This is a genomic window from Dictyobacter aurantiacus, assembly GCF_003967515.1.
GTDB lineage: Bacteria > Chloroflexota > Ktedonobacteria > Ktedonobacterales > Ktedonobacteraceae > Dictyobacter > Dictyobacter aurantiacus.
Map to the genome: position 1 here is coordinate 640,178 of NZ_BIFQ01000001.1, position 25,996 is coordinate 666,173.

Sequence of the window (25,996 nt, forward strand, 5' to 3'; positions counted from 1 at the left end):
ACTTCCCCTTTCCGCTATGCACAAACATGAGCTACTCTTAAAGCACGTCTGAAGGCGTTCAGAAGGAGACAAAAAGATAGAGAGCGAGGTGCGCAAATGGGGCCGGAGCCCCATTTGCGCACCTCGCTCTCTATCTTTGGGGTACTAGTCGATAGCGATCTTGCCTTCGGTCACCTGGCCCTGGACGTCGATCTTGAAGACGCGGGCGTAGGGCGGCTCGGGATGGTGACGGTGAGAGAAGATAATATAGAGGTAGCCGCTGCGTCTGGCATAATCGATGTCGCGTGGAGAAGGATAGGCTTCGGTGATCGGGTGCGAATGATAATAGATCAGTTCTCCATCATAGGTATCGATATCATCATAGATGCGTATCAGATCTGTTTCGCCGATGATCGAGAAGTCATCCGGTCGCTCGGCGGCGTTGGCGGTTGGATAGTGCTTGATCGTCCGCCCATCGACGCTCCCTAGCGCGCCACAGGTTTCATTGGGATATCCACTGCTCACATGCTCGACCATCTCTTGATAAATGGTCGAAGGAACATGCACCACAAAACTTGTTTCAGCTACCATAAGATTTTTGCCTCTAATGTATCTTCGATCTGCTCAATCGGGAGCGTCCAGAGATCTTCACTCAGGTACTTCCAGCCACCATCAGGCAGCAGGGCGACGATCTTGCCCCGATCCATACTATCGGCCACACGTAAGGCCGCGTGGAGAGAAGCGCCACACGATGGTCCGGCGAAGATGCCCTCTTGATCCTTTAACTGACGCGTGCGCTGAATAGAATCGATGCTGGAGACCAGTATCTTGCCATCCAGCATCGATTGATCCAGTACAGGAGGCACAAAACCATCCTGCAGGCTGCGCAGACCCTGCACCCCTTCGCCCTGCTGCGGCTCGGCCGCGACGACCTTGATGGCGGGATTGTATTCTTTCAGGCGGCGGGCGGTCCCGGTCAGGGTACCACCAGTCCCCAGGCCTGCTACAAACACATCAATGTCGGGGAGGTCCTGGATAATTTCAACCGCCGTGGTCTCGTAGTGGGCACGGGGATTGGCCGGATTGCCATACTGGTACAGCATCACGTAGCGGTCATCGGCCTCAGCCAGTTCCCTGGCCATTTTCACCGCTCCATTACTACCCAGGCGACCATCGGAATAGATGATTTTTGCGCCATACAGCTCAAGCATCTTCTGGCGTTCACTCGTTACATTATCCGGCAGTACAGCGACAAACTGATATCCCTTAATACGAGCAATCATCGCCAGGGCGATACCGGTATTGCCACTTGTTGGCTCCAGCAAGATCGAACCTGGATGTAGCTTCCCGGCCGCCTCTGCCTCCTCGATCATCTTCTTCGCTACCCGGTCCTTCACGCTGCCTGTAGGATTGCTGCCCTCAAGCTTGGCATAAATCTCCACCCCCGGTCGCGGGCTGAAGCTCTTTAGCTCAACAAGTGGCGTGTTTCCAATTGTTTCCAGGAGGCTGCCATAGCGCATACGTCTTCTCTCTCCTAGCGTCCACCAGCCATGGCTGGCAGCAAAGTAATGGTATCGTTCGTGCCTACCTCGGTCTGCAGACCTTGTAGATAGCGAACATCTTGATCATTGACATAGACATTGACGAAACGGCTCAGATCCTGCTCGGGCTGAATCTGCTCCTTCAGGGAAGGATGAACCTGATACAGATTGCTCAGGACCTCAGCCAGGGTTGCGCCTTGCGCACTGACCTGTTTGGAGCCGCCCGCATACGAGCGCAGTACCGGTGCTAAACGAATATTTGCCATGATGCTTTCTCCAGCTTTTCGAATTTTTGCTTTTTTGATTTTTCGTATCCGACCACCACCCGGTGGTGAAATAAGGTGGGAGCACAGGCCCCCGTACTCCCAGGCGGAGAACGTTATGCTCTCCGCCTACCTTTATTGCTATCAATACGTTACGCGGGAATCGCGCAAACGTCCGCATAGGTTGGCAGATCTTCTGGATGCCCATGCTCACCACAGGCGGCGCAGTTAGGATCACGGAAGAGCTTTAGCTCCATGAACTCGCCCGCCAGTGCATCATAGGTTAGCAGGCGGCCAACCAGGGGCTCACCGATACCCAGCAAGACCTTGATGGCCTCGGTTGCCTGCAGAAGTCCAATGATACCAGGCAACACACCCAGGACACCGGCCTCGGCACAGCTAGGCGCCAGTGCTGCTGGTGGTGGCTCAGGATACATACAGCGATAGCAGGGGCCCTCGTAGGGCTTAAACACCGTTACCTGTCCCTCGAAACGGAACACACTGCCATGGATTACCGGCTTGTTGAAGAGCAGTGCCGCATCGTTGAGCAGGTAGCGCGTCGGGAAGTTATCGGTGCCATCAATGATCAGATCATATTCAGAAACCAGCTGCTTGACGTTGTTCTCGTCCAGACGCTCAATATAGGTAATAACATTGACATCAGGGTTGAGCGCATTGATGGTTGTACGGGCCGATTCAGCCTTATACTGGCCAATGCGCTCGGTGTTGTGGATTACCTGGCGCTGCAGGTTACTATCATCAACCACATCGGCATCGATAATGCCAATGGTGCCAACGCCGGCCGCGGCCAGATACAGAGCCGCAGGAGAACCCAGGCCACCCGCGCCGATGAAAAGTACTTTGGAGTCGAGCAGCTTTAACTGACCCTGCTCACCAACCTCCGGCACGAGCAGATGGCGGCTATAGCGCTTTGACTGGGCATCGTTCAATGTGCGCGGCTGCGTAAAACCCAGACCACTGCCCTTCCACTGGCCAAAGCCACCAGCCATCGATACGACATCCTGATAGCCCATCTGCTGTAAGGTGCTTGCTGCCATGAGTGAACGCACGCCGCCAGCACAATACAGGACAACCTTCTTTGATTTATCGGGAACCGTCTCTTCGATCTGCGACTCAAGATGTCCCCGCGGAACATGTATAGCCCCGGGAATGTATCCTTCATTCCACTCGGTCTTCTCACGCACATCTACCAGTGTGAAATCTGCATTTCCCTGCTTACGCTGGTTTAATACCTCATTCACCTGCGATGCAGACCATTCGGGTACATGTTGCCGTGCTTGCCGCAATATCTCGCGAAAAGCATCACCCATGTTACATCACCTCAATGTTGACTAAGTATATCAAATTTGTTTTTATCTAACTAACCAAAGAGTACCATGTAAGATTTTTTCTTGTCAAGAAAGCTGAGCTAACTACCGTTCTTCATGGGGCCCATCTGGTTTGTTGAAGGTAGCGAAAAGGAAGGAAAATAGAGCAGGGATAGAATTTATCCCTGACCTTTACGCTCTCATGTATATCAACACTCTGCCAGCAGCTATTATTCCAGATAAGCGGCATTTCAAAGACAAATCCACACCGCCTGGCCAAATCGATCAGGCGGTGTGGATTTGTCTTTGATCGGGTTCACTCGGTCGCGGATAATTCGCGCGTCGATGACTGTAATACTTTGTCCTGCTCTATATGCCGCAGCGTTTTTTGGGCGGTATATCCGGTACCGATTTTGAAAGATGATTGCTGCATTTCCTGCACTAGCGGTGACAGATAGGGCTGCAATCTGCGATAGCGCAGGTAAAGCTGATGCAATACATATGAACCTGTCTCGGCCAACCAGGGAGAAGTGTCGGAGTTTATCAATACCTGCAAAGTTGGCACAACGGTCAATTTACCAAATTGAATAAGTTCTTTGGCGGCCATCCAGGCCACACCGTGGTCCGGATCGTTCAAGCTCTGAGCAAGGACGGGGACGGCCCTGGCGTCGTTGATTTCACCCAGGGCGCGCACGCAATGCCAGCGCGTCCAGGCTGAGACGCTACTACACTCGGCGATCAACGCCGGTACGGCCGGTCCACCTATCTGCACCAGCGCCTGAAAGATCTGCGTCCCCACAAACTCATCAGCGCTATGCAGGGCCTCCAGTAGCTCCGGCACCGCCGCAGCAGCGCGCATGCGTCCCAGAGACCTGGCCGCCTGCAGGCGCACCACAGGAACAGCGTCCTTCAAGGCCTCAATCAGCACCGGTACATCATGCTGATTTCCAATCAGGCCTAGAATGTAGGCCGAGTTCTCGCGCATGTGGAAATTGGGAGACCGCATGCCAGCCAGCAAAACCTCGCGCGCTCGTTGACTATCCATGCCCGCTCCCGGCATAAAAAGGGTACGCAGGCGTGTACGAGCATAAGGTGAACGTAGAGGCAGCGGTACCGCGAATGGTTTACCAGCCCAGGTACCCAGAGCAATAAATTCCAGTAGATTGCGAGCCAGGCGATCATCATTCAATGAAGAGACGGCAATCACTGCGCGTGGATCATTTTTAAGGATCCAGATCATCAAGCGCCAGGCAGCGCCACGATGGCCCTCGGCGGCCTGTTCGGCTAAGACCTGTGGGGGAGTCTCTCCCATTGGTGGTGTAATATCAGAAGCCGGTGGCATTGAAGCCGGGATGGGTTGCTGCTCTATATTATGGGAATTTTGCGTATAAGGATCCGAATGGGGCGTCATCATAAGCTCTCCTGAACAGGATGAAACAACGCACCGTCAGAGAGGAAGATCCTAAAAAGAGACTACACTAAAGTATATCATATTCTCACCTCACGGATGCTATACATCCATGGGGTGATTGAGGGAATAGCGTGGGTGACTTGATCGTGCCCCCAGCACGCTCGCCCACACCCCGGCAGGAGGACTAGCCGTCCTCCTGCACTCGTATCCGTGGAGTGAGAATATAATCAGCTTATTGGTGGAGCGCGTTAAAGAGACGCTCGGGGGTGATAGGAATCTCGGTCGGGCGCACGCCAACCGCGTCAGAGATGGCGTTGGCGATTGCACCAGCTACCGGAATAACCGGGGGTTCACCGACACCTTTAGCCCCATAAGGACCAGGCCCCGAGGGGACCTCGATCAGGAGTGGCGTGATATTGGGCACATCAAAGCTATGTGGCAGGGCATAATCCATGAAGGTAGCGGTAAGCAACTGACCATTTTCGTCGTGCTCCAGACCTTCAAAGAGCGCCCACCCTAGCCCCTGGGTGACGCCACCGTGGATCTGTCCCTCAACGGCGGGTGGATTGATAGCCTGACCGACATCCTGAGCCGCCACATAATCCAGTACGCGCACCTCTCCAGTATCGGGATCAACCGCGACCCTGGCCAGGTGGGCCGCATACATCGGCGAACCTTCAGGCACTGGCGTGCGACCCTGACCGTAGACAGGTCCGCGACGGCTGAAGCTGGTCGAAGCCTGGGCGATCTTTTGCAGCGACAGCGATTTGCCCGGTACGCCTTTTACCGCCACGCTATCATTCTTGAACTCCAGATCGTCTACCGCCGCCTCCAGCATATCGCTGGCGATCTGCAAGATCTGTTGGCGAGCATCGCGTGCCGCCGCCATCACAGCGGGTCCCATCGAGTAAATCGTCTTACTACCGCCTGTGGCACCGCTATATGGCATAGTATCGGTGGCGTCGTGGGCTACATTGACCTGGGATGAGGGGACTCCCATTGCCTCGGCGGCGATCAAGGCCAGCGAGGTATCTGATCCGGTCAGATCAACGGTGCCAACGACCACAGAGACCGTGCCGTCGGATTCCAGGCGACAGGCAGCAGCGGCCACATCATTTCCACCGGGCCAACCACCAACGGCCAGGCCAAAGCCGATCTTCCAACCAGCCAGTTCAACGGGAGGCTCTTTCAGTTTCTGGCGCTCCTTCCACAACGGATGCCGCTCGATACCGTCCAGGCACTCAATCAGACCCAGGGGTGGCAACGTAGGACGGCGGGGATTGCCAGAAGGATCACCACCCCGCAGGCCATTCTGGCGCCGGAACTCGATTGGATCGATCTGCATCTCCTGGCAGAGATCCGCCACCGTCGACTCAAGCGCAAAGGCCGTTTGAGGCGCGTCAGGAGCTCGATAGGCACCTACGCTAACCTTATTTGTCAACACCTCGTAGCAGCGAATGTCGGTATTGGCACAGCGATAGACGCTCGAGATCAGGTAACCGGCCAGACCTGCCGCCGCACCCGGGAAGGCACCAGAGTCAAGAATAATCCTGGCCTGCAACGCGACCAGCGTACCATCACGCTTTGCGCCCAGTTTGACTGTGATCACCGATTGGGGAGCAGGATTACCAGCCAGCAGTTCATCCTGGCGCGTATAGACCAGGCGCACAGGCTTACGAATAGCGTAGGCCACCGCCGCTGCCAGAGGCTCAACCAGGCCAAACTTACCGCCAAAGGCGCCACCGATCGGCATCGGCTCGACCAGGATCTGGCGCTCCGGCAGGTTCAGGGCATTCGAGATATCTGTGCGTGCGTTGTAGAGACCCTGCGTACTGGCATAGACGCGCATTTTGTGTCCAGAGGTCTGCTCTGGCACAACCGTGATCGACTGCGGCTCCATATAGGATTGATGGACCGAGTGCGTGCGATAGGTGCGCTCAACCACCACGTCGGCCTCGCGTAAACCAGCCTCGATATCGCCAGTATGCATATGCACATGGTCGCTGACGTTCTGCGACAGTTCTTCCTGCTCTTCCTCCTCAGCCTGCGTGTTTCCCACATCAGCATGCGTGCCACCACCAGCAATCTCAGAAGTCTCATCTTTGGAACGTGGCCGCGTCAAGGGCGAGTCTGGTTGGAGCGCCGCCAATGGATCAATTACCACTGGCAACGGATCATAATCGACATCCACCGCCTCCGCGCCATCCTGTGCCAAGGCCTCGGATTCCGCCAGCACAACCGCTACCGGATGACCGCACCAAAATACTTCATCGCGAGCCAGGGGAGCCTGCGAACGCGAACTCTCATGCGCTTTCGCCATTTTCAGCGTATCAGCGGTGTAAACAGCAACCACTCCTGGAATAGCCAGGGCCGCGGTCGTATCAATCGAGACAATGCGCGCATGGGCATATGGACTCAATACCAGCCGCGCATGAAGCAAACCTGGAAAGGACAGGTCACCAGAAAAACGCGCGCGACCTGTCAATTTCTCTTCCGCATCCATACGGCGCGTGGGCTTACCAACCGCAACGCGATTTGTCTCGTGATCAATTGTTTGTGCCATATTGGAAAAATACTCCATCCGATGATCTAAAACAGTACATACGTTCACCAGTTATGGGCGCTGAGCCTTCTTCACCCGGCAGTGCCTGCGAGCAAGCGGCAAAGCCGCGTCATGTAAGCTTTTCAGAACTTGCATAGACCTTCACCATAGCAGTGTATCACACCCATGGGTTTTATGTCAGACATAATCTATGCCAAATAGCATAAGTGTAGAACATATCTATACAAAATGTGGAACAACAAAATGTGGAACAACATGGGCTACGAAATGTTGCAAGGACTCCACGTCCAGAATGCGGAACATAAAGTGCGAAACCCCAATGGAGCGAAACTGCTCCAGCTCGCGTATCACTTCCTCACTGCTGCCAGCGATAAAATGCTTGTTTGGATTGCGCTTGACCCGCGCGGGATCGTCCGAGACACTGATGGTGCTAAGATAGGAAAGGGTAATCTCTGAAAAATCCCGGCCAACGTGGCGACAGTGCTGACGCAGAATCGCCAGCTTGCGCTCGTATTCCTCTACTGTACAAGAATTGAAGTTCCACCAATCCGCGTAACGGGCCACGATAGCCAGGGTGCGCTGCTCGCCGCCGCCACCAACCAGCAAAGGGATCATAGGGTTGGGCCGAGGGGCACCATAGGCGTTATGCACCTGATAGTGCTTCCCCTCATAAGTAGCTGGCTGCGTGGTCCACATTGCGCGCAACACCTGAATCGCATCTTCCAATTCCTCCATCCTCGTCTTCACAGATGGATAGGGGTAGTTATAGGATCTATACTCGTCTTCTTTCCAGCCCGCCCCGATACCCAGGATCAGGCGGCCCCCCGTCAGGGCCTGCAGGTTGGCGGCCATCTTAGCCAGCAAGGCGGGATTGCGATATGACTGGGACAGCACCAGGGAGCCAATCTTAAACTGTGGATATTGGGCCGCCAGGTAGCTCAGGGTGGTCAGACACTCCAGTGCATCGGTCTCGCCAACCTGCACATGATCCTCTAGCCAGAGCGTCGTAAAACCCCTCTTCAGCTCTTCAATACAATGGCGGTTAAAATCCATCAACTCGCGCAACCCATGCCCTGGATCATTCTGACGCAGCATCAGACCAAATTCAACTGCAGCCAACTCCATACCTCCATTTTCATTGCTCTTAGGAAACAAACGCGGAAAGCACTTGCCCGACTCTCCCCTATAGGTTATATCTCTCTACAGAGCACATTCGCTTCACGTTGCAGCCTATCATGTTTGGGAGGAAAGAAGCAAGGAGGGAAAAAGCAAAGGGCCCGGAAAACAAAGCACTAAAACAAGCCGGGAGAAACAATACGCTTCATCCTGGCCTGCATCCATTCACAATTGAAGAAGGAGCCGGCTAAATACTCATAAATCGTAAGCGCTGCTTACTCGCTATCAGATGGCGCAATGGCCTCTAAGCCTGGATTGCGAGTGTCTTTATCCAACACAATGCTCGCCATGCGCGGGTCTGTATCACGTTCTTCTTGCAAGGCAAGCAAGGTTGGCCGATAAGCGGTAATAAAATCCAGCAGACCCAGCGCCTCCTCAGGTGTCAGATCAAAACTGATGCCTGAAGGATGCTTGAGGACCAGACCTGACTCTTCCATATGGGCGCGGTAGCGCCCCACGATTGCATCCATAATTATTGGCTCCTTCCTGCCGAGACAATATCTCGCCAGATACATCACATCACTAGTCTGCAATGAGCGATCCTACTTCCATTCTAGGTGGATACCAGAGGCATAGTCAACAAACAGCCAGCACTTTATACATCTTTTGCATTTTTTATTCTAAACACACTCAGAACACAAAAATTGTGTTTTGGAGGGAAAAAATATACACGCCGCAAAAAATGGTTGGCATCCACGCTATCAGGAAGACATGAGTGACCCATGCCCCCTCTAGCATCCTTAGCTCGACTTTGTACATTTTTCGCTCGTTGAGCTGAGAAATGACCTTGATGGTCGTTCTTCTGCGAGCTCACTTTGCTACTTTTATACAAAGTCGAGCTTCGAGCGTGTCTGACTTCCGTCATGTTGGGGGCGCTCACGCGCCCCCCGCGGCCGCGCTGTTTTTGTGTGTTGGTGCATAGGTTGCGCATCAGCGCACCCCATGCACCAACACACAATGGAATTCTGAGCACCGCAGGTGCGAAAACCGATGCAGGCCGCAGGCCATCATCATGAGAGTCTGACACCCTCAAATAATTGGCCAGTCGAGGCCAGCCGCCTCATAGATGGCTTCGATGGTAGCCAGGTTCTCCAGCGTCTCGCTTAAAGAGAGCTGCGGGTCTTGATGGGAACGAATGCATTGCGCGAAGTGTTCCACCTCTAACTGATACTGGTCCACACCCGAGAAAGACTGCTCCTGCATCTGGCCGTCCTTTGTGATAAAGGCGGTCATATCGTAGTTGCCCGGCGTAAAAGGGACGGGCAGCGTGATCATGCCAGCCTCGCCGATGATCTCCGCGCCCTGGCGCGAGGGCAGGCCAAAACTGCTATCGAGAATGCCGAAGCAACCATCGCCATAGTCCAGCACAGCGTTGGTGGCCAGATCGACGCTTACCGGGCCGGTTACATGTACTCGGGCGGCCACTGAACGAGGTGAACGCTCATAGATGGCGCGGAAAAGGTTGATAGGATAGCATCCCACATCCATCAACGAACCACCGGCCAGATCAGGCTGCAAACGGATGTTTTCGCTGCGCGTCCGAATATCGAAAGAGAATGAGGAACGCACCAGGCGTACGGGTCCAATCACACCCGCCCTGATCTGTTCCAGTGCCCAGACAATCTGGGGATGAAAGCGATACATAAACGCTTCCATCAACAATACTCCGCTATCACGAGCCACCTGCACCATCTCCTCGCCCTCCTCACGCGTGATAGCCATTGGCTTCTCACACAGGACATGTTTGCCCGCCTGCAAGGCTCGTATAGACCACTCGGCATGCAAGCTGTTGGGGAGAGGAATATAAACCGCCTCGATCTCAGGGTCCTCGATAATTGCATCGTAAGAATCATATATACGCACGTTGGGGGCAAAAGAATACGCCTCGGTGGCATGGTTTTTATCACGGCTGCCAACGGCGATCAGCTTTCCATTTGAGGAGGCTCGAATGGCCGGCGCCACGGCACGCACACCGATATTGGCCGTACTTAAGATTCCCCAACGAACAGGGTCTTTTCGAATCAAAATCCTGGGTTCCATAGCAGGAAATTCCTTTCGGTAAAATTCACTCTCAATTATAAGCGCAAACAACAGATCATGTTCAATAGCATTCAACAGATTTTCGCATCAACGGTGGATAAAAGCCAGCTGAAACTTGCAACCTGTATTAAAACGTGCTTACATTCAGAGAGGCGTGGAGGATTACCATGCCCCTAGCATAGAGAAAGGATATATATCTCGTGCCACAAATGACAAAAAAATATCCACTAAAGGTGGGAGTTCAGTTACACCCACAGCATACTTCTTACGAAGATTTCGCCAATGCGGTAAAACGCGTTGAAGAGCTGGGAGTGGATACCATCTGGAACTGGGACCACTTCTTCCCGCTCTACGGCGATCCACAGGGCAATCACTTTGAGGGTTGGACCCTGCTGACCGCCATGGGTATGCTGACCAGCAAGGCTCAGATTGGTTGTCTGGTTACCTGTAACACCTACCGCAATCCCGCCTTGCTCGCCGATATGGCCAAAACGCTCGACCATATTACCAATGGACGCTTGATTCTGGGCATCGGTGCGGGCTGGTTCGAGCGCGACTATAAAGAGTACGGCTATGACTTCGGTACCGCGGGCAGCCGCCTGAACGCGTTGGAAGAGTCGCTAGAGATCATCAAAAAACGCTGGGAGGTCGATGTCCCCAAACCTGTACGGGGCTCGGTTCCCATACTGATCGGTGGTGGTGGCGAGAAGAAGACCCTGCGCCTGACCGCTAAGTACGCCGATCTGTGGCATGGCTTCGGCGATCCCGAGACTATTACACATAAGATGGAAGTACTCAACGACTGGTGTCAGAAAGAGGGCCGGGATCCCAACGAGATCGAGCGCACATGCGGCACCGACAAAGAGGATAGCGACGAGAAGCGCGACGCCCTCGTCAATGCCGGTATCAGCCAGCTCATCCTGGGCCTGGGTGCTCCCTGGGACTTTGAAGCGGTTCAGAAACTGGTACGCTGGCGCGATTCTCGCAAGTAACCGCCTCTCACTATATCTCAATACATCAGGTGTCCCCGGCCGTGTAGCTCACAGTCGGGGACGCTTTTTTGTCTGGTCCTCTCATCACCTGTAGAGATAATAGCTACGTACGAGTGAAAAGACAAACAAAAAAGCGCTGCCTTCCATTTGGGAGGCAGCGCTTTTAGTGGGGTGACCGATGGGGCTCGAACCCACAACCGCTGGAGCCACAATCCAGAGCTCCGCCTATTGAGCTACGGTCACCAGACTGTTTTTGTGTGCTCATTTCTTAGCACGTCGACAGTATACCGGAGCACTTGCGAATTGTCAATAGCTAAACAACACAATTTTTGTTAAATTTGGAAAACTCAATAAAGTGCTGGTGGTTACCCACTTTCTGCCGCCCCGCGTGATCTATGCACAGGCTAAGGAAGAGCGGCGCGATTAAACACCGGCTTGATCGAGCGGTCCAAAAACAGGTATCCGAGCGCGAGGGCACTCATCGCGATACCGAAGATGGGCCCGAACATATGGATGATGTTTCTGTATTCGGGCCGGGTCAACAGATAGAGCTCATAGAGCACTTCGCTGCACTCATAGGCCACTGTGGCCCAGTATGCCCAGTACTGCACGGTCCACAGGCCAAAGACCACCACAAAGCCGAGCACGGCTCCCAGCAAAAGAGCAATAAAATCACGCGATCCAGCACTGGTAAAAGGCAACAAGACAAGGCAGCCCAGTGATCCCATCAGCTCAAAAATGGCGAAGGTGGTAATGCTGCGAGGACGCGAACGGCGAACTAATTTCATGCCAATCTCTCTTCAAAACATTTTGATATATAACGTGTCACAAACGAATATCCTGAACATACTCTTCATATTTTATACAGCACAGTCTGTCCATAAGTCAAAAAAAGGTCAATCTACTGGTACCAACACAAAAAAACTCGCATTCGGCCTGTACGCTTTTCCGCTCCTACGGGGCACATATATTATTTCACACTAGCATCGTCGCGGATGCGTGAGTGCGCATTCACGGCGCCACTAGTGAAAAAAGAAGTGGAGACACTTGACAAGCAGAAATCCCTGTCCTACACTCCAAAGAGAAGACATAGGCCGAAATTTGGTCATCGAGAGAAAAGGACACAAGCAGGTATGTCACAGGGACCACAGAGTGCTTCAAACGGAACAGATATTCCTGAGAACACACAAGCAAGCGACCAGAAATCCACTATTGATGGAGATGAACTGGCGTCCTTGCCAGAATTGCCTCCAGGAATTTTTATTCCTGTTCCAGCCAAGACACCTCGTCGCAAAACGCGTTGGCCAGACGCCATCGATGTTATCTTTGAAAAAGATCCAGCCTGTAAAAATATCTTTGAGGCGCTGCTGTATCAAGGTCTATGGGCCATCCTGTTTCATCGCGTGGCGCATGAGCTCTATAAAAAACATATACCGCTCATCCCACGCCTGATCTCTCAGTTCGCACGCTTCATTACCAGCGGCATTGAGATCCATCCAGGAGCCCAGATCGGCAAACGCTTCTTCATTGATCATGGCGCAGGCGTAGTGATCGGCGAGACCGCCGTAATCGGTGATAATGTAATGCTGTATCACCAGGTCACGCTGGGTGCCACCGGATGGTGGAGGCCGAGTCCATTTCGTAAGCAGCAGAAGAGGCATCCTACCATTGAGGACGACGTCACCATTGGCGTTGGAACGGCCATTCTGGGTCCCATCACCATTGGCAAAGGCAGCAAAATCGGCGGCATGACCCTGGTGCTCGAATCGGTACCACCAAACTCGGTGGTCGTCTCCAAGCCAGCCGAGCTCCTGGTCAAAGGTGGCGAGATGCTGGAGAAGCACCAGGAGCTAACCCAGGGCTGGAACGGCAAAGATCCCTGGGAGATGGATTACCAGATCTAAGCCACACTGGTTTTTGATAGTGGTGCAGCAGGAGCGCATCTGCGCTCCTGCTGCACCACTATCAAAAATAACACATTCTCCTATTCATAACCTTGAATGGTATCCAGAAGCAGGTCCCAGAAGCGGTCCACCTGCAGCGCATAACCGACGCGCGCGTTCGCGGCCAATCCTGTTTTCGCATAGATATCACAGACGGTGCGCCCCACCGTCCATGCTCCCTGCGTTTCAATCTCCACATGCATCTCTTTCGCCAGAATAATGTCTGGCTCGATAACGGCGGCTACAGCGCAAGGATCGTGCAGGGGCGGCGCGGGAAAACCAAAGACCTGGCGGTAGGAATCTGCGAAATAGTGCAGTAGATCGGCAACAAAAGTGGGCACAGGACGCTGCATGGCACGCAGACGGCCGATAATCTCTTCTGTCGCCAGTGCCTGGTGCGTCACTTCCAATGGAATCATCGTGATCGGCCTGCCGCAGGCAAAGACAATGGCCGCCGCCTCCGGATCAGCCCAGATGTTGAACTCGGCGCTAGCCGTGACGTTGCCTACGCTAATCGCGCCACCCATCAGCGAGATAGCCTGAATTTTCGGCACAATAGCTGGCTCGCGTCTGATAGCCGCTGCTATATTGGTCAGCGGCCCGGTAGGAACCAGCACGATATCGCCATCGGAATGTAAGAACAGGTCTATTAACAGGTCGACAGCATGCTGAGCCGCCAGGGGAAAAGCAGGGGGAGGCACATCGGGACCATCCAGGCCCGATTCGCCATGGATGTCTGCAGCGAAGTGTGGCGGATGAAGCAGCGGGCGCTGCATGCCGCGGGCCACCGGTATATCTAAGATACGAGCCAGCGTGCAGACCTTTAGCGCGTTGGTTGAGGTCTTCTCCACCGATTGATTACCGGCCACGGTGGTCACAGCCAGCAGTTCCAGCGCGGGATGACGAGCCGCCAGCAACAGCGCGATCGCATCATCGTGCCCCGGATCGCAATCCAGGATGATCTTCTGTCTCATGTATTCTATCCTTTGTCAGCTACCTCAGCATCGATAGTCAGCCTGAATCGATAGATGTCGTCTATACAGATGAGCATGTTTATCGTAACATGTTGACATAATAATTTTCAACTCTACACACATCATAAATAAGCCTGAATAGAACGGGCTCTTCTCACATTTAGCACTCGACGCCAATCGATGGCATTGTTATAATGACCCTGAAAAACCATAGCTGCGACAGCTAGTTGAAAATAGAGGGTATTGTATTGTCAGCAAAAAAACCGGGCAATTTGATCATTGGACAATCCGGCGGAGCCACCGCCGTCATTAATGCCAGTCTTGTCGGTGCAGTGGAAGCCGCGCTCGCCGATCAGCGTATCGGCGGCATCTATGGCATGCACCATGGCATTGAGGGTCTTCTCAAGGAAGACATTATCGACCTGGGCAATCAACCGAACTCTGTATGGTCACAGCTTTTACATACACCATCGGCGGCTCTAGGTTCATGTCGCTATAAGCTCCAGGAGCATGACCTGGAGCGAACAATTGAAATTCTGCGCCGCTATGATATTCACTATATGCTCTATATCGGGGGCAACGACTCTGCCGATACGGCCCACCGCCTGGCGGGGGCGGCCCGGCAGAGCAACTATGAACTCCAGATTATAAGCATTCCCAAAACCATTGATAATGATCTTCCCTTTACCGATCATTGTCCGGGTTATGGTAGTGCCGCTCGCTTCCTGGCACAGGCCACGCAGGACTCTACCATGAACACGCTGTCGATCCCCTGGCACTATCCCGTCAAAGTCATCGAAACCATGGGACGCGACGCCGGCTGGTTGACGGCCTCGGCCGCGCTGGGTAAGCGCAGCGAGAGCGATGCGCCACATATCCTGCTACTCCCAGAAAAACCGTTCAATGAGCAAAGCTTTCTGACACAGGTTGAAGATATTTATAAGCAGTTGGGCTTTGTGATTGTCGTGGTGGCCGAAGCCATGCGCAATGAAAAGGGCAACGCCCTGGGTAGCTCGGGACAGGCTGGCATGGATGCTTTTCACCATCCTTTACTCAGCGGGGCTGCTCAGTACCTGGTAGAACTGGTTAAACGTGAATTGAAGCTACGCGCGCGCTTTGATAAACCTGGCGATCTACAGCGTATGTCCAGCACCCACATCTCTGCGCCGGATCGTGATGAGGCGTACCTGGTTGGTAAGATGGGCGTACATGCCCTGCTCGCCGGTGAAAGTGATAAGATGATAACATTGGTACGCGACGCACAGGCGCCTTATCACTGTACGACTGGATTAGCGGCCTTAAGCGAAGTCGCCAACGTACAGCGTCTGATGCCGGATGAGTACTTGAATGCATCCAAAACAATGGTCACGCAGGCATTCTACGATTATGCGTTACCATTGATTGGCGAACCATTGATACACCATACCCAACTGGAAATGACGAGGATACGGTCATGACACACCTGACGCGAGCGATCCTGATCGTGCTCGACGGCGTAGGGGCGGGCGAAAATCCCGATGCCCGCGCCTACGGCGACGAAGGGGCCAGTTCGCTCGAACACTGCGCCCAGGCCATTGGCGGCCTGGAACTGCCCAATCTCGGGAACCTGGGAATTGGCAATATTACGCCCATCGTTGGGACACCACCTCGTGACAGGGTCGCGGGTGCTTATGGACGTATGGCCTCGGCCTCGGCCGGAAAAGATAGCACCACGGGCCACTGGGAAATGACTGGCGTGGTCCTCTCCAGACCACTACCCACCTATCCGCATGGTTTTCCCGCAGATATCGTCGCCGCATTTGAGCAGGCGATTGGACGTAAGGTTATCGGCAATAAAGTTGCCTCAGGCACCGAGATCATCAAAGAACTGGGCGAGGAACACGTACGCACCGGCTATCCCATCCTCTACACCTCCGCCGATAGCGTGTTTCAGATCGCGGCCCACCAGGATGTGATTCCCCTCGCGGAGTTGTATCACATCTGCGAGATTGCCCGTAGTATGCTTACAGGTGATCATGCAGTCGGGCGGGTTATCGCGCGTCCCTTTATTGGTGAGCCGGGTGCCTTCAAGCGCACGGAACATCGCAGGGACTTCTCGCTGGCCCCTACCGGCATTACCTTGCTGGATCGCCTTAAGGACGCTGGCAAGGACGTGATTGGCCTGGGTAAAATCGAAGATCTTTTCGCCGGACGCGGCTTAACCCAACGCGATCACACTGAGACGAACCGCGAAGGAATGGATGCTACCTTGAAATGGCTGGAGACAGATTTTTCGGGTCTCCTGTTTGTCAACCTGGTGGAATTCGATATGCTCTGGGGCCATCGTCGCGATAGCCAGGGATACGCGCAGGCTTTACGTGATGTCGATCAGTGGCTCCCACTGGTCCAGCAGCGTATGCGACCCGGTGATGCGCTCTTCTTTAGCGCGGACCACGGGGTGGATCCCACCTATCGTGGGACAGATCATACCCGAGAATGCGTGCCCTTACTTGCCTATGGAGAACCCATTCGTTCCGGTGTCGATCTCGGCGTTCGTCCAACCTTCGCGGACCTGGGGCAGACGTTAGCGGAAGCATTTGGTGTCGAACCCCTGGCCGCTGGAACGAGTTTCGCACCTACACTGGGGTTATTATGACAGAATTACAACGGGATAACAAAGCAGATGTGGCCCAGGGACCCTATCTGCGTGGTGAACGCATCCAATTGCGCCGACCATCGATGAAAGATGCAAACTATGTCTTTCACTGGGAACGCGACGATGAGGTGTGGCGCTACGATATTCATCGGCCGTATTCACGTACCATGGGCGAATTCTTGCCCACATTCGAGCGCAACTATATCCGTGGCAATGGACGCCAGTTCTGGTTCATTATTGAAGATGAGAACCGCATCCCGATTGGCACCATTACTTACTTTAACGTTGATACTCGCCTGGGGCAAGCCGAGCTTGGCCTGGGATTAGGTGATAAGACCCGTTGGGGTCAGGGATATGGGCCAGAAGCGATTCGCACGTTGGTACGCTATATCTTTACGCTGCCCGGCATCCGGCGTGTCTATGCCGAAACGGCCCTGGCCAACCATCCCTCGCGTCGAGCCTTCGCGAAAGCGGGCTTTACTGAGGTCGGGCAGATCTATGATCCCCGCAGCACGGGCGAGCCCTGGGTGCTATTGGAGATTTGGAAATCTCATACCGTGTAGTTCAGATAGAAGAAAGGAGCTGAGCTTTCTCCGATGATCTCATTGACTCGGGAAGGGTCTTTTATCAGAGAAAGCTCATACATAATTCATTATGAGCACTTCTCATACCGCTGTTGATCCATCCATTTTTAAAGCATATGATGTGCGTGGCGTTTATGGTGAGACGCTGCACGCCGAGACCGCCTACCGCATTGGGCGGGCGGCCGCCCAGTATCTCAATGTGCCTGAAATCGCGGTTGGCCGCGATATGCGCGTCTCGTCTCCCGAAATCGCCGAGGCTCTGATTCGTGGTATCAGCGACCAGGGTGTCAATGTGGTTGACCTGGGACAGATCACGACCGATGGGCTGTATTTCGCCGTGGGCAAATTTAATTACTCGGCCGGCGCTATGGTGACCGCCTCACACAATCCCGGCAAATATAATGGCATCAAGTTCTGCCGCGCCCAGGCCTTCCCGATTAGCCTGGATACCGGTCTGGGCGATATCCGCGACCTGGCGGTCAGCGGCAACTTCGCCGAGCCAGCCAGCAAAGGCGAAGTCACAAAGCGCGATGTGATCGACGACTATGTACAACATGCGCTCTCTTTCATCGATGTCAGCAAGATCAAACCACTCAAAGTGGTCATCGACGCCGGCAACGGTATGTCGGGTTTGATCATGCCTCGCGTGTTCAAGCACCTGCCCTGCGACCTGGTTCCGCTCTACTTTGACCTGGACGGCACATTCCCCAACCATCCCGCCAGCCCGATCGAACCAGAGAACATGGTTGATGTGCAGAAGAAGGTGCGCGAGGTCGGGGCAGACGTTGGTGCCGCCTTCGACGGCGACGCCGATCGCATGTTCCCGGTCGACGAAAACGGCAACCTGGTCGATGGATCTCAGGTGACGCTGGCCGTCACCAACAGCCTGCTGCAAAAAAAACCGGGCTCAACCATCCTCTACAACCTGATCGTCTCTAAGAGCGTTCCTGAACTGATTGAGAAGCTCGGCGGCAAGGGGCTACGCACCCGTGTCGGCCACTCATTTATTAAAGCCGACATGCGCAAAGCCGATGGCATCTTCGGCGGCGAGCACTCCGGACACTTCTACTTCCGCGACAACTGGTTCGCCGATTCCGGTCTGATCGCTCTGCTGATCATGCTGGAACTGATCTCGGTCGAGAACAAGCCCCTCTCCGAGATTATCCAGCCATTGGATCACTGGGTGCGCAGCGGTGAGGTGAACAGCACCGTCCAGGATGCCCAGGGCAAACTGCAGGCCCTGGAGGAGCACTTCGGCAAGTCGGCCAAATCGGTCGATAAGCTGGACGGACTGACCGTTGACTACGGTGACTGGTGGTTTAATGTTCGCCCTTCGAACACCGAGCCCTTGCTGCGTCTGAACGTCGAGGCCAGAGACAAAACCCTGATGGAACAGAAACGCGACGAGGTGCTGGCCTTCATTCGCGGCTAGCATCTGGAACGGCCTGTAATAAGAGAGATAACTCCAACCCCGGATCAGGATTCCCTGTACTCCTGCCGGGGTTGCTCTCCGCGTGGTATATTACAAGCAGAGAAAAAAGCGCGAGTATAACCGGCAACGCTCTAAACAAGGCTATTTAAAAGTAGCGCTCAGCGGGGCCAAGGGGCGGCTAGCCCCTTGCGGGGTGTGGGGTGTCCCCACTCTTCTCATTTTCCCCACGTCGCCGCCGAAGGCGGCAAGAATAGACTTTTAAATAGCCCGGGCTATCCATATATTCCCTTGCGCATAATAGGTAATTTCTTTAAAATAGTGGGGAGTACAATGACGTACGACAAGTATCACAAGGAGCAACTATTTTGAAAATTCATGAATATCAGGCCAAAGGTATTCTGGGCAAGTATGGCATTCCGGTCCAACCGGGGAAGGTCGCCTATACACCAGAGGAGGCCGAAGCTATTGCCCGTGAACTGGGTGGACCAGTTGTCATTAAAGCTCAGGTCTATGTCGGTGGACGCGGCAAAGCTGGCGGTATCCAATTCGGGGATACACCCGAGCAGGCCCGCGAGGCGGCTTCACGTGTCATTGGCATGGATATCAAAGGGCTCACGGTCGAAAAGGTTCTGGTAACTTCTAAAATCGATATTAAAGAAGAATACTATCTGGGCATCGTGCTCGATCGCAAATCGCAAGCGCCCGTGGTGATGGTTTCAACGGCCGGCGGCATCGATATTGAAGAGGTCGCGGAGAAGACACCCGAAAAGATCATCCAGCAGCCGATCGATATGCGCTGGGGTCTGCGCCATTTTGAGGCCCTGGACATCGTGGCCCGCGCAGGCTTCCCCTCCTATGTTTTACGCCAATCAGCGGCCATCCTGGCGGCCCTGGCCAAAGCATTCATTGAGAGCGACGCGAACCTGGCCGAGATCAATCCATTGGCCTATACCGCTGACGGCAAGGTGATGGCCGCCGACGGTAAAATTGTCATTGACGATAATGGTCTGTTCCGCCAGAAAGAATACGCCACCTGGGCCGAGCCCGAAGAGGCCAATCCCCTGGAATATGAAGCCAAACAGGCCGGCCTGACCTACGTCAAGCTGGATGGAGATGTCGGCATCATCGGGAATGGCGCGGGCCTGGTGATGACCACGCTGGATATGGTGGCCCGCTCGGGCGGCAAACCGGCCAATTTCCTGGACATCGGCGGCGGCGCCAAGGCCGAGGTCATGTATAAGTCACTCACGTTTGTGGCCCGGGACCCACAGGTCAAGGGCATCCTCGTTAATATCTTCGGCGGCATCACCCGCGGTGAAGAGGTCGCCAAGGGCGTCATCATGGCCCAGGCCGAGCTTCCCAAGGGCATGCCTATCGTGGTTCGCCTCTCGGGAACGGGTGCCGAAGAGGGACGTGCGCTGCTCAAAGACGCAGGACTGGACTGGGGTAAAGATATGCGCGACGCATCAGAGAAGATTGTGGCCGCGATCGCTCAAACGGAAAAAGGACTGTAAGGGACATGAGTATTCTATTAGATAACACTACACGCGTCATCGTTCAGGGTATTACCGGCCGCGAGGGTCAATACCATACCCGCAATATGCTAGCCGCCGGAACCAACATTGTGGGTGGCGTGACGCCATCCAAAGGTGGACAGAGCGTCGAGGGTGTGCCGGTCTTCGATACCGTTTTCCAGGCCAGAGCCGCCACCGACGCCACAGCCAGCTGCATCTTCGTGCCCCCGGCAGGAGCCGCTGACGCGATTATGGAGGCCGCCACAGCCGGCATCGAGCTGATCGTATGTATCACCGAGGGCATTCCCGTCATCGACATGACGCGTGCCATGCTGGTGGTGCGCGAAAAAGGCGCTCGCCTGATTGGCCCCAACTGTCCTGGCATGTGTACCCCTGGATTTGGCAAGATCGGCATCATCCCCTACCAGATCTTCAATCCCGGTCCAGTAGGTTTTATTTCACGCTCAGGTACGCTGACCTACGAGGTCGTCTCCTTGCTGACGGGGGCTGGCATCGGTCAGTCCACCTGCATCGGCATCGGCGGCGATCCCATCATCGGCTCAACCTTTGTGGACTACCTCAGCCTCTTTGAGCAGGATCCACAGACGAAGGTTGTGGTGATGTGCGGTGAGATCGGTGGTAGCGATGAAGAAGATGCCGCTGAGTTCATCAAAACGATGACCAAGCCTGTGGTAGCCTTCGTCTCTGGCCGCACGGCGCCGGCTGGCAAGCGCATGGGGCACGCCGGAGCGATCATCTCCGGCAACACCGGTACCGCCCAGGGAAAAGTGGCGGCCCTGCAGGCCGCCGGTGTTCCTGTCGCCGATACCATTTTTGATATTCCTGACCTAGTCAAAAAAGTACTCTAACGCAACGCTGGGATACCCATGCCTGACAGACATGGGTATCCCACCTAGAAAATAACCAGGCACTTAACGAAGTAGCCTGACCAAGGGAAATCTATGACAACGGCCCTCGTCTACGATCCAATATTTATGGAGCATCGTCCTCCCAAGGGACATCCTGAACGTCCTCAAAGGATGGAGATGTCGATCGGCTATCTGCGCGCCCTCAACTGGCTGGAACGTCCAGAACTCGTGCAGCTAACGCCGCGCGCCGCCAGTATCGATGAACTGGCAACTGTGCATGAGCGCGAATACATCCAGGAAATCGAAGAGCTCAGCCAGCAGGCCGCCGAAACCGAAGCGGCCACTGGAGTCCCCACCAGCCTGCAGGCAGGCACCGATACATATGTATCCGCTAAAACCTATGAAGCTGCCCGCAAGGCAGCGGGAGCTCCCCTGACAGCCCTGGATGCCATTATGAATGGCGAGGTAAAAAATGCCTACTGTCTGGTTCGCCCTCCGGGTCACCATGCCGTGGCGGAAGCTGGCTTCGGCTTCTGCATCTTCAACAACGTCGCCATCGCGGCTCGCTACGCGCTAGATCGCTATGAGCTGGAGCGCGTCATGATCATCGATTATGATGTACATCATGGCAATGGTACCCAGGAAACCTTCTATGATGATCCTCGCGTGCTCTACTTTTCGATCCACCAGGCTCCCTTCTTTCCCGGCACCGGCCTGTCCGATGAGCGTGGAGAGGGAGATGCGGTAGGTACGACCATCAATGTTCCGCTGCCAGCTGGCTCAGGCTATGAAATCTACGAACCCATCTTCCGTCAGGTCCTGGCACCGGCCGCCGACCGCTTTAATCCACAATTGATCCTGGTTTCAGCTGGCTATGATGCTCACTGGAAAGAGGCGGAAGGTCACACCGGCGTTCAACCGGGCATGCGCATCTCTACCGCCGGCTTCTCCAAGCTTAATGAGATCATTCTCAAGCTGGCCGATACCCTCTGTGAAGGCCGATTGATCATGGTACAGGAGGGCGGCTATGACCTGGATGTTGTCGCCAGCGGCGTCGCCACCAGCCTCAATCAGCTCCTTGGCGGCACCGAAGCCGTTGATAAGTATGGGCAGGCACCCGATATCGCCTTTCAGCTCAACACCGATGTTGTGATTTCAGAGCTGCGGCGCATTCACCAGCTCACTGGCTATCGCATGCGCAACCAGCCTAAACCGGACCGCGAGAAGCTGCTGCGTGAGATGAAGGGTCCCGTCATCACAAAGACACCGGCCACCTCCCAATCCTCAGATGATGCCAGCGATACCTGCTGCCAGAACGAAGAATAAATCCTTAACAACAGCAAGAAGGGGTTCTCGGTTCCTACGAGAGGAACCGAGAACCCCTTCTTGCTGTTGTCCGGTTCAATGTTGACGCGTAGGGATATGAAAGGATACACTAAAAGCACGTAACAAGGGCCACTTTGAGCATATACAATGTTCAAAAGCACCTATCACTATAGGAAAACACATAACAGCTTTGCGGCACATTTTGTGGCACATATAAAGGCCGCCAGCACAGAGGATATATGAGAAATAAAGAGAGACAGATACGGTTGCTTGGTGAGGAGGATATCCCTGCTATTGAACGGCTATTGCGTACATCGGAGTATGTCTACCAGCGGTTTACGCTCAGTGAGCTGCCTCTATTGCTGAAGCGCTATCCGGCGGTTGGTCTGTGGAACGATAGCACGCTCTATGGCTTTCTGCTATCACAGATTATCAGTTCGTCTCTGGCCTGGTTTAGTGGCTTTGGAGTCAGCTGGACAGAGAGCAAAGAATATGTGTCGGTGCTGAGTCGCTTGCTTGATCAGCTCTACGAGCCATTACGGTCTCAGGGCGTGCAGTATTTTCACTATTCCGGAAATGATAGTGACAACGACTGGCTGCGCTCCCTCCTTCTGGGGCAAGGCTTCATCCCCTATCGCAATCTCTATTCGTACGACAAATTTGATTACAAGATTCCAACCACTGGCAATCAAGCAGTGGCTATACGCAATGTAGATCTGGCAAGTGATATGCCCGCGCTACTACGCATCGAAGAGGCCTGTTTTGAAGATCTATGGCGCTATGATCCCTTCTCTTTTCAAGATATTGCCAGTACGCACCCTTACTTCGTTGTAGCCGAACTCAATGGCGAGGTCGTAGGCTATCAGTTTAATGCGTTGGATGATGATTATGGCTATCTGGTACGTATCGCGGTACATCCTTCGGTGGCGGGTCAGATGATTGGTGCGCGCCTGATGGCCGAGGCCATCTACTTCTTTGAGCGCGCCCGCGTCTCACGCATTATGCTCAATACCCAGGAAGATAACTATCATGCCCACCGCCTCTACGAGTGGTTCGGCTTTATCCGCTTGCAGCAAAAAGGGTTTGTGCTGCGCAAGCGTCTCTAATTTTGGCTGCGGTGTACCGCGAGCTTGAGCGCCCCCGCTCGGGCGTCCGCATACGCAGACGCCCTTTTTAAATAGAAGCACTGGTACAAAAAGTAAGCGCTGGGCGCTTACTTTTTGTACCAGTGCTTCTATTTAAAACATGTTGAGCGCTTTAGCGCTCGCGTGGGGGTCAAAGGCGCGTGCCTTTTAAGACATGTTGGGCGCTTTAGCGCTCGCGTGAGGGACCGGAGGCACGTGTCTCTGGCTTTCTTTAGCGCAGGCCCAGAACGTAGCGCACAGTGAGGGGGGCGCTCTTGTTTTTTACAGTCAGGGAGAAGGGTTTGCCAGTCTGGATCTGGTTTTGGACCTGTTGATATGTGGGATCGTTGAGCAAGATGTTGTTGTCGGAGACATTATTCTGCAACCGTGAAGCGACATTGATGGCATCTCCAATGGCGGTGTAGTTCTGCAGACGTTCGTGCGCGCCTACATTTCCTACTGTTGCCAGTCCGGTATTGACCCCGATGCCAAAGGAGACCTGCACCTCCTGCGGCTGCGAACGCTGGTAGTCAAGCACCGCCATGCGCATCTTCCAGGCCGCGCGTACCGCGCGCAGAGCGTGATCGGCTTGTGGCAAGGGCGCGTTAAAGATAGCCATTAAGGCGTCACCCTGAAATGCTGTCAGGGTACCCGCCTCCTCCCAGATGGCATCGCACATGATCTTGAGGTAGCGATTGATCAGGTGCATGACCTCTTCCGGGCGCATGTTTTCGCTCAAACGCGTATAGCCACGAATATCGGCAAAGATGACCGAGATCTCTTTAGTTTCACCACCCAGATTGAGGGCCATGGGATCGCGGATCAGTTGCTCAACAACATGGGGATGTACGTAACGCTCGAAGATACCGCGTATCTGCCTGGCGCGTGCCTGTGAGCGCTTCAATTCGGTCTGGTCGTCGATAACCAGCGCCATACCGATATGCGAGCCCTGCACATCACGCAGAGAGCTGACATAATAGCTTAAGCTCACCATCTCGTCCCGCTCACGACCAGGAATCCTGCAGTTGATAGCCTGGTTAATTAATGTGCCATGTTCGTGGTGAGCCTGCGCATTGTAGAGCATATCAATAACACCAACATCAGGTGGCAGATTTTTAAAGGCATCGCGGTAGTGCTTGCCCAGGGCCTGATTGGGATGTATATGCAGGATGATGCTGGCTGCCGCGTTAAAGGTGGTAATGATCCCGGCGGAATTGGTCGTGATCACCCCATTGGCGATAGAGCCAAAGATGTTATCCATGTATTGCTTATCTTCGCGCACCGTACGAATGGCACGGTTAAGATCGGCGAACAGACGAGCATTATCGATGGCGATGGCGGCCTGATTGCAGAAAGCCAGCAATAATTCCAGATGCTTACGGTTAAAGAGACGAGTATTATAGCGACTATCAACGTACACGGCCCCGATACAGTTGTTGCGCACGATCAGGGGCGCGCACATAATGGAGCGAATGCCATACACCAGGATGCTCTGGTTGTCCTTCAAGCCCTCATCCAACTGCGCGTCATCGGTTAGCAATGGCTGACGAGTCTCGATGACTTTCTTGATCGTGTTGCGGCTAATCTGTGCGGTAGCGAACGCGCTGTCGGGAATGTTGCTGGCGTTTTTGTCGCGCGCGACGGTCAACTCCGAGGCGCCCGAACTGGTATTTACCAGCATCAACACGCCTCGTTCGGCCTTCACGAATTGGATGACAAGGTCCATGACCAGCGACAAAACCTCATCAAACTCCAGGGTCGAATTGAGCGTGCGCGCGATCTCTGACAGCGTTTCCAGTTCATCACGCTGCTGCTCCAGATGTAAAATACTGGTCGCCATAGCCTGACGCTCATTTTCAAAGGAGGGACGAGACAGGGAGGCCTGACCAGGCAGGTCAACATTCTTCTGCTCTGGCCCCCTGGCGGGCAACTGGGTCCTGGCTTCATTTACTGTACGCTGTATAGCCTGGTAGATACGCCCTAGCTCCAGGTCCGCATTGCGGCTTACATTCAGGGCATCGCTCAACAGACGCACACGAGGATCACCTCCATCGCTCGCAAAGGTCCCCTCGACAGCGATCCCTAATCGCTCAGAGCTTTCGTGGATGAGGCGTGAAATGCGGATCACCCTCTCACTGATAGCGCGTAATTCATCGCCTGCTTTGCCAGATAAATCGGCAGAGATCACGCAGATTCCTCCCTCCAGATAGAGCGTTGCCCCTCCCCGGGCCATGGCGAAAAGTTAGCAGTGGTCGTCAGTATGTCAATCGATAGAGTTACGACACAGCCATACGTTCAACAG

General features: G+C 54.3%; 22 protein-coding genes and 1 tRNA gene. 10 read left to right on the plus strand and 13 right to left on the minus strand.

The annotated features are described in order from the left end of the window. Window positions 1-144: 144 nt before the first annotated feature. The 9 genes from KTT_RS02575 to KTT_RS02615 all read right to left on the minus strand — a co-directional run bounded on the left by KTT_RS02575 (window position 145) and on the right by KTT_RS02615 (window position 10,301). Complete coding sequence (locus KTT_RS02575) at window positions 145-570, minus strand: M67 family metallopeptidase (RefSeq protein WP_126594501.1); 426 nt, start codon at window positions 568-570, stop codon at window positions 145-147. Next, window positions 564-1,499 (minus strand): PLP-dependent cysteine synthase family protein, encoded by a 936-nt coding sequence (locus KTT_RS02580; protein ID WP_126594502.1) that lies wholly within the window; start codon window positions 1,497-1,499, stop codon window positions 564-566. The genes KTT_RS02575 and KTT_RS02580 overlap by 7 nt, the downstream gene beginning before the upstream one ends. A gap of 14 nt (window positions 1,500-1,513) precedes the next feature. Then, complete coding sequence (locus KTT_RS02585) at window positions 1,514-1,786, minus strand: MoaD/ThiS family protein (protein WP_174844772.1); 273 nt, start codon at window positions 1,784-1,786, stop codon at window positions 1,514-1,516. 149 nt (window positions 1,787-1,935) lie between these two features. Continuing rightward, window positions 1,936-3,114, minus strand: coding sequence for a molybdopterin-synthase adenylyltransferase MoeB (gene moeB / locus KTT_RS02590; protein ID WP_126594504.1), 1,179 nt, complete (start codon window positions 3,112-3,114; stop codon window positions 1,936-1,938). A 313-nt stretch (window positions 3,115-3,427) separates the two neighbouring features. Beyond that, the gene (locus KTT_RS02595; RefSeq protein WP_126594505.1) at window positions 3,428-4,525 is read right to left on the minus strand and encodes a HEAT repeat domain-containing protein; all 1,098 of its coding nucleotides are present in this window, start codon (window positions 4,523-4,525) and stop codon (window positions 3,428-3,430) included. A 229-nt stretch (window positions 4,526-4,754) separates the two neighbouring features. Continuing rightward, on the minus strand, window positions 4,755-7,085 hold the full coding sequence (locus tag KTT_RS02600; protein ID WP_126594506.1) for a xanthine dehydrogenase family protein molybdopterin-binding subunit: 2,331 nt from the start codon (window positions 7,083-7,085) through the stop codon (window positions 4,755-4,757). A 219-nt stretch (window positions 7,086-7,304) separates the two neighbouring features. After that, the gene (locus KTT_RS02605; RefSeq protein ID WP_160145595.1) at window positions 7,305-8,204 is read right to left on the minus strand and encodes an LLM class flavin-dependent oxidoreductase; all 900 of its coding nucleotides are present in this window, start codon (window positions 8,202-8,204) and stop codon (window positions 7,305-7,307) included. Window positions 8,205-8,476: 272 nt separating this feature from the next. Further along, on the minus strand, window positions 8,477-8,731 hold the full coding sequence (locus KTT_RS02610) for a hypothetical protein (RefSeq protein ID WP_126594508.1): 255 nt from the start codon (window positions 8,729-8,731) through the stop codon (window positions 8,477-8,479). Between the two features lie 559 nt (window positions 8,732-9,290). Further along, window positions 9,291-10,301, minus strand: coding sequence for a Gfo/Idh/MocA family protein (locus KTT_RS02615; protein WP_126594509.1), 1,011 nt, complete (start codon window positions 10,299-10,301; stop codon window positions 9,291-9,293). A gap of 209 nt (window positions 10,302-10,510) precedes the next feature. On the opposite strand from KTT_RS02615, the gene KTT_RS02620 reads away from it, so the two are divergent. Further along, window positions 10,511-11,293: an LLM class F420-dependent oxidoreductase gene (locus tag KTT_RS02620; RefSeq protein WP_126599365.1), complete on the plus strand. Its 783-nt coding sequence runs from the start codon at window positions 10,511-10,513 to the stop codon at window positions 11,291-11,293. Window positions 11,294-11,460: 167 nt separating this feature from the next. Here the strand turns inward: KTT_RS02620 and KTT_RS02625 are convergent. Both KTT_RS02625 and KTT_RS02630 read right to left on the minus strand, forming a co-directional pair. Then, window positions 11,461-11,536: transfer RNA gene (locus KTT_RS02625), tRNA-His, on the minus strand. Between the two features lie 161 nt (window positions 11,537-11,697). Next, window positions 11,698-12,081, minus strand: coding sequence for a hypothetical protein (locus tag KTT_RS02630; protein WP_126594510.1), 384 nt, complete (start codon window positions 12,079-12,081; stop codon window positions 11,698-11,700). A gap of 345 nt (window positions 12,082-12,426) precedes the next feature. Between KTT_RS02630 and epsC the strand changes: the two genes are divergently transcribed. Next, a complete protein-coding gene (gene epsC / locus KTT_RS02635; protein ID WP_126594511.1) occupies window positions 12,427-13,197 on the plus strand; it encodes a serine O-acetyltransferase EpsC in 771 nt (256 codons plus the stop codon). Window positions 13,198-13,277: 80 nt separating this feature from the next. Here epsC and KTT_RS02640 read toward each other — a convergent pair whose 3' ends face one another. Beyond that, window positions 13,278-14,210 (minus strand): nucleoside hydrolase, encoded by a 933-nt coding sequence (locus KTT_RS02640; protein WP_126594512.1) that lies wholly within the window; start codon window positions 14,208-14,210, stop codon window positions 13,278-13,280. Between the two features lie 248 nt (window positions 14,211-14,458). On the opposite strand from KTT_RS02640, the gene KTT_RS02645 reads away from it, so the two are divergent. The 8 genes from KTT_RS02645 to KTT_RS02680 all read left to right on the plus strand — a co-directional run bounded on the left by KTT_RS02645 (window position 14,459) and on the right by KTT_RS02680 (window position 23,676). Continuing rightward, window positions 14,459-15,667, plus strand: a complete 1,209-nt coding sequence (locus KTT_RS02645; protein WP_126594513.1) for a 6-phosphofructokinase — start codon at window positions 14,459-14,461, stop codon at window positions 15,665-15,667. Continuing rightward, on the plus strand, window positions 15,664-16,845 hold the full coding sequence (locus tag KTT_RS02650; protein ID WP_126594514.1) for a phosphopentomutase: 1,182 nt from the start codon (window positions 15,664-15,666) through the stop codon (window positions 16,843-16,845). The genes KTT_RS02645 and KTT_RS02650 overlap by 4 nt, the downstream gene beginning before the upstream one ends. Beyond that, on the plus strand, window positions 16,842-17,408 hold the full coding sequence (locus KTT_RS02655; RefSeq protein WP_126594515.1) for a GNAT family N-acetyltransferase: 567 nt from the start codon (window positions 16,842-16,844) through the stop codon (window positions 17,406-17,408). Before KTT_RS02650 ends, KTT_RS02655 begins: the two co-directional genes overlap by 4 nt. Window positions 17,409-17,499: 91 nt before the next feature. Beyond that, window positions 17,500-18,861, plus strand: a complete 1,362-nt coding sequence (locus KTT_RS02660; RefSeq protein ID WP_126594516.1) for a phosphohexomutase domain-containing protein — start codon at window positions 17,500-17,502, stop codon at window positions 18,859-18,861. 365 nt (window positions 18,862-19,226) lie between these two features. Next, on the plus strand, window positions 19,227-20,375 hold the full coding sequence (sucC, locus tag KTT_RS02665; protein WP_126594517.1) for an ADP-forming succinate--CoA ligase subunit beta: 1,149 nt from the start codon (window positions 19,227-19,229) through the stop codon (window positions 20,373-20,375). Window positions 20,376-20,380: 5 nt separating this feature from the next. After that, window positions 20,381-21,244 carry a succinate--CoA ligase subunit alpha gene (gene sucD, locus KTT_RS02670; RefSeq protein ID WP_126594518.1) on the plus strand — a complete coding sequence of 288 codons (864 nt, stop codon included), beginning with the start codon at window positions 20,381-20,383 and terminating at the stop codon, window positions 21,242-21,244. 93 nt (window positions 21,245-21,337) lie between these two features. Continuing rightward, complete coding sequence (locus KTT_RS02675; RefSeq protein WP_126594519.1) at window positions 21,338-22,570, plus strand: histone deacetylase family protein; 1,233 nt, start codon at window positions 21,338-21,340, stop codon at window positions 22,568-22,570. 239 nt (window positions 22,571-22,809) lie between these two features. Beyond that, the gene (locus KTT_RS02680) at window positions 22,810-23,676 is read left to right on the plus strand and encodes a GNAT family N-acetyltransferase (protein WP_126594520.1); all 867 of its coding nucleotides are present in this window, start codon (window positions 22,810-22,812) and stop codon (window positions 23,674-23,676) included. Window positions 23,677-23,926: 250 nt separating this feature from the next. Here KTT_RS02680 and KTT_RS02685 read toward each other — a convergent pair whose 3' ends face one another. After that, a complete protein-coding gene (locus KTT_RS02685; RefSeq protein WP_160145596.1) occupies window positions 23,927-25,882 on the minus strand; it encodes an adenylate/guanylate cyclase domain-containing protein in 1,956 nt (651 codons plus the stop codon). Window positions 25,883-25,996: the final 114 nt, after the last annotated feature.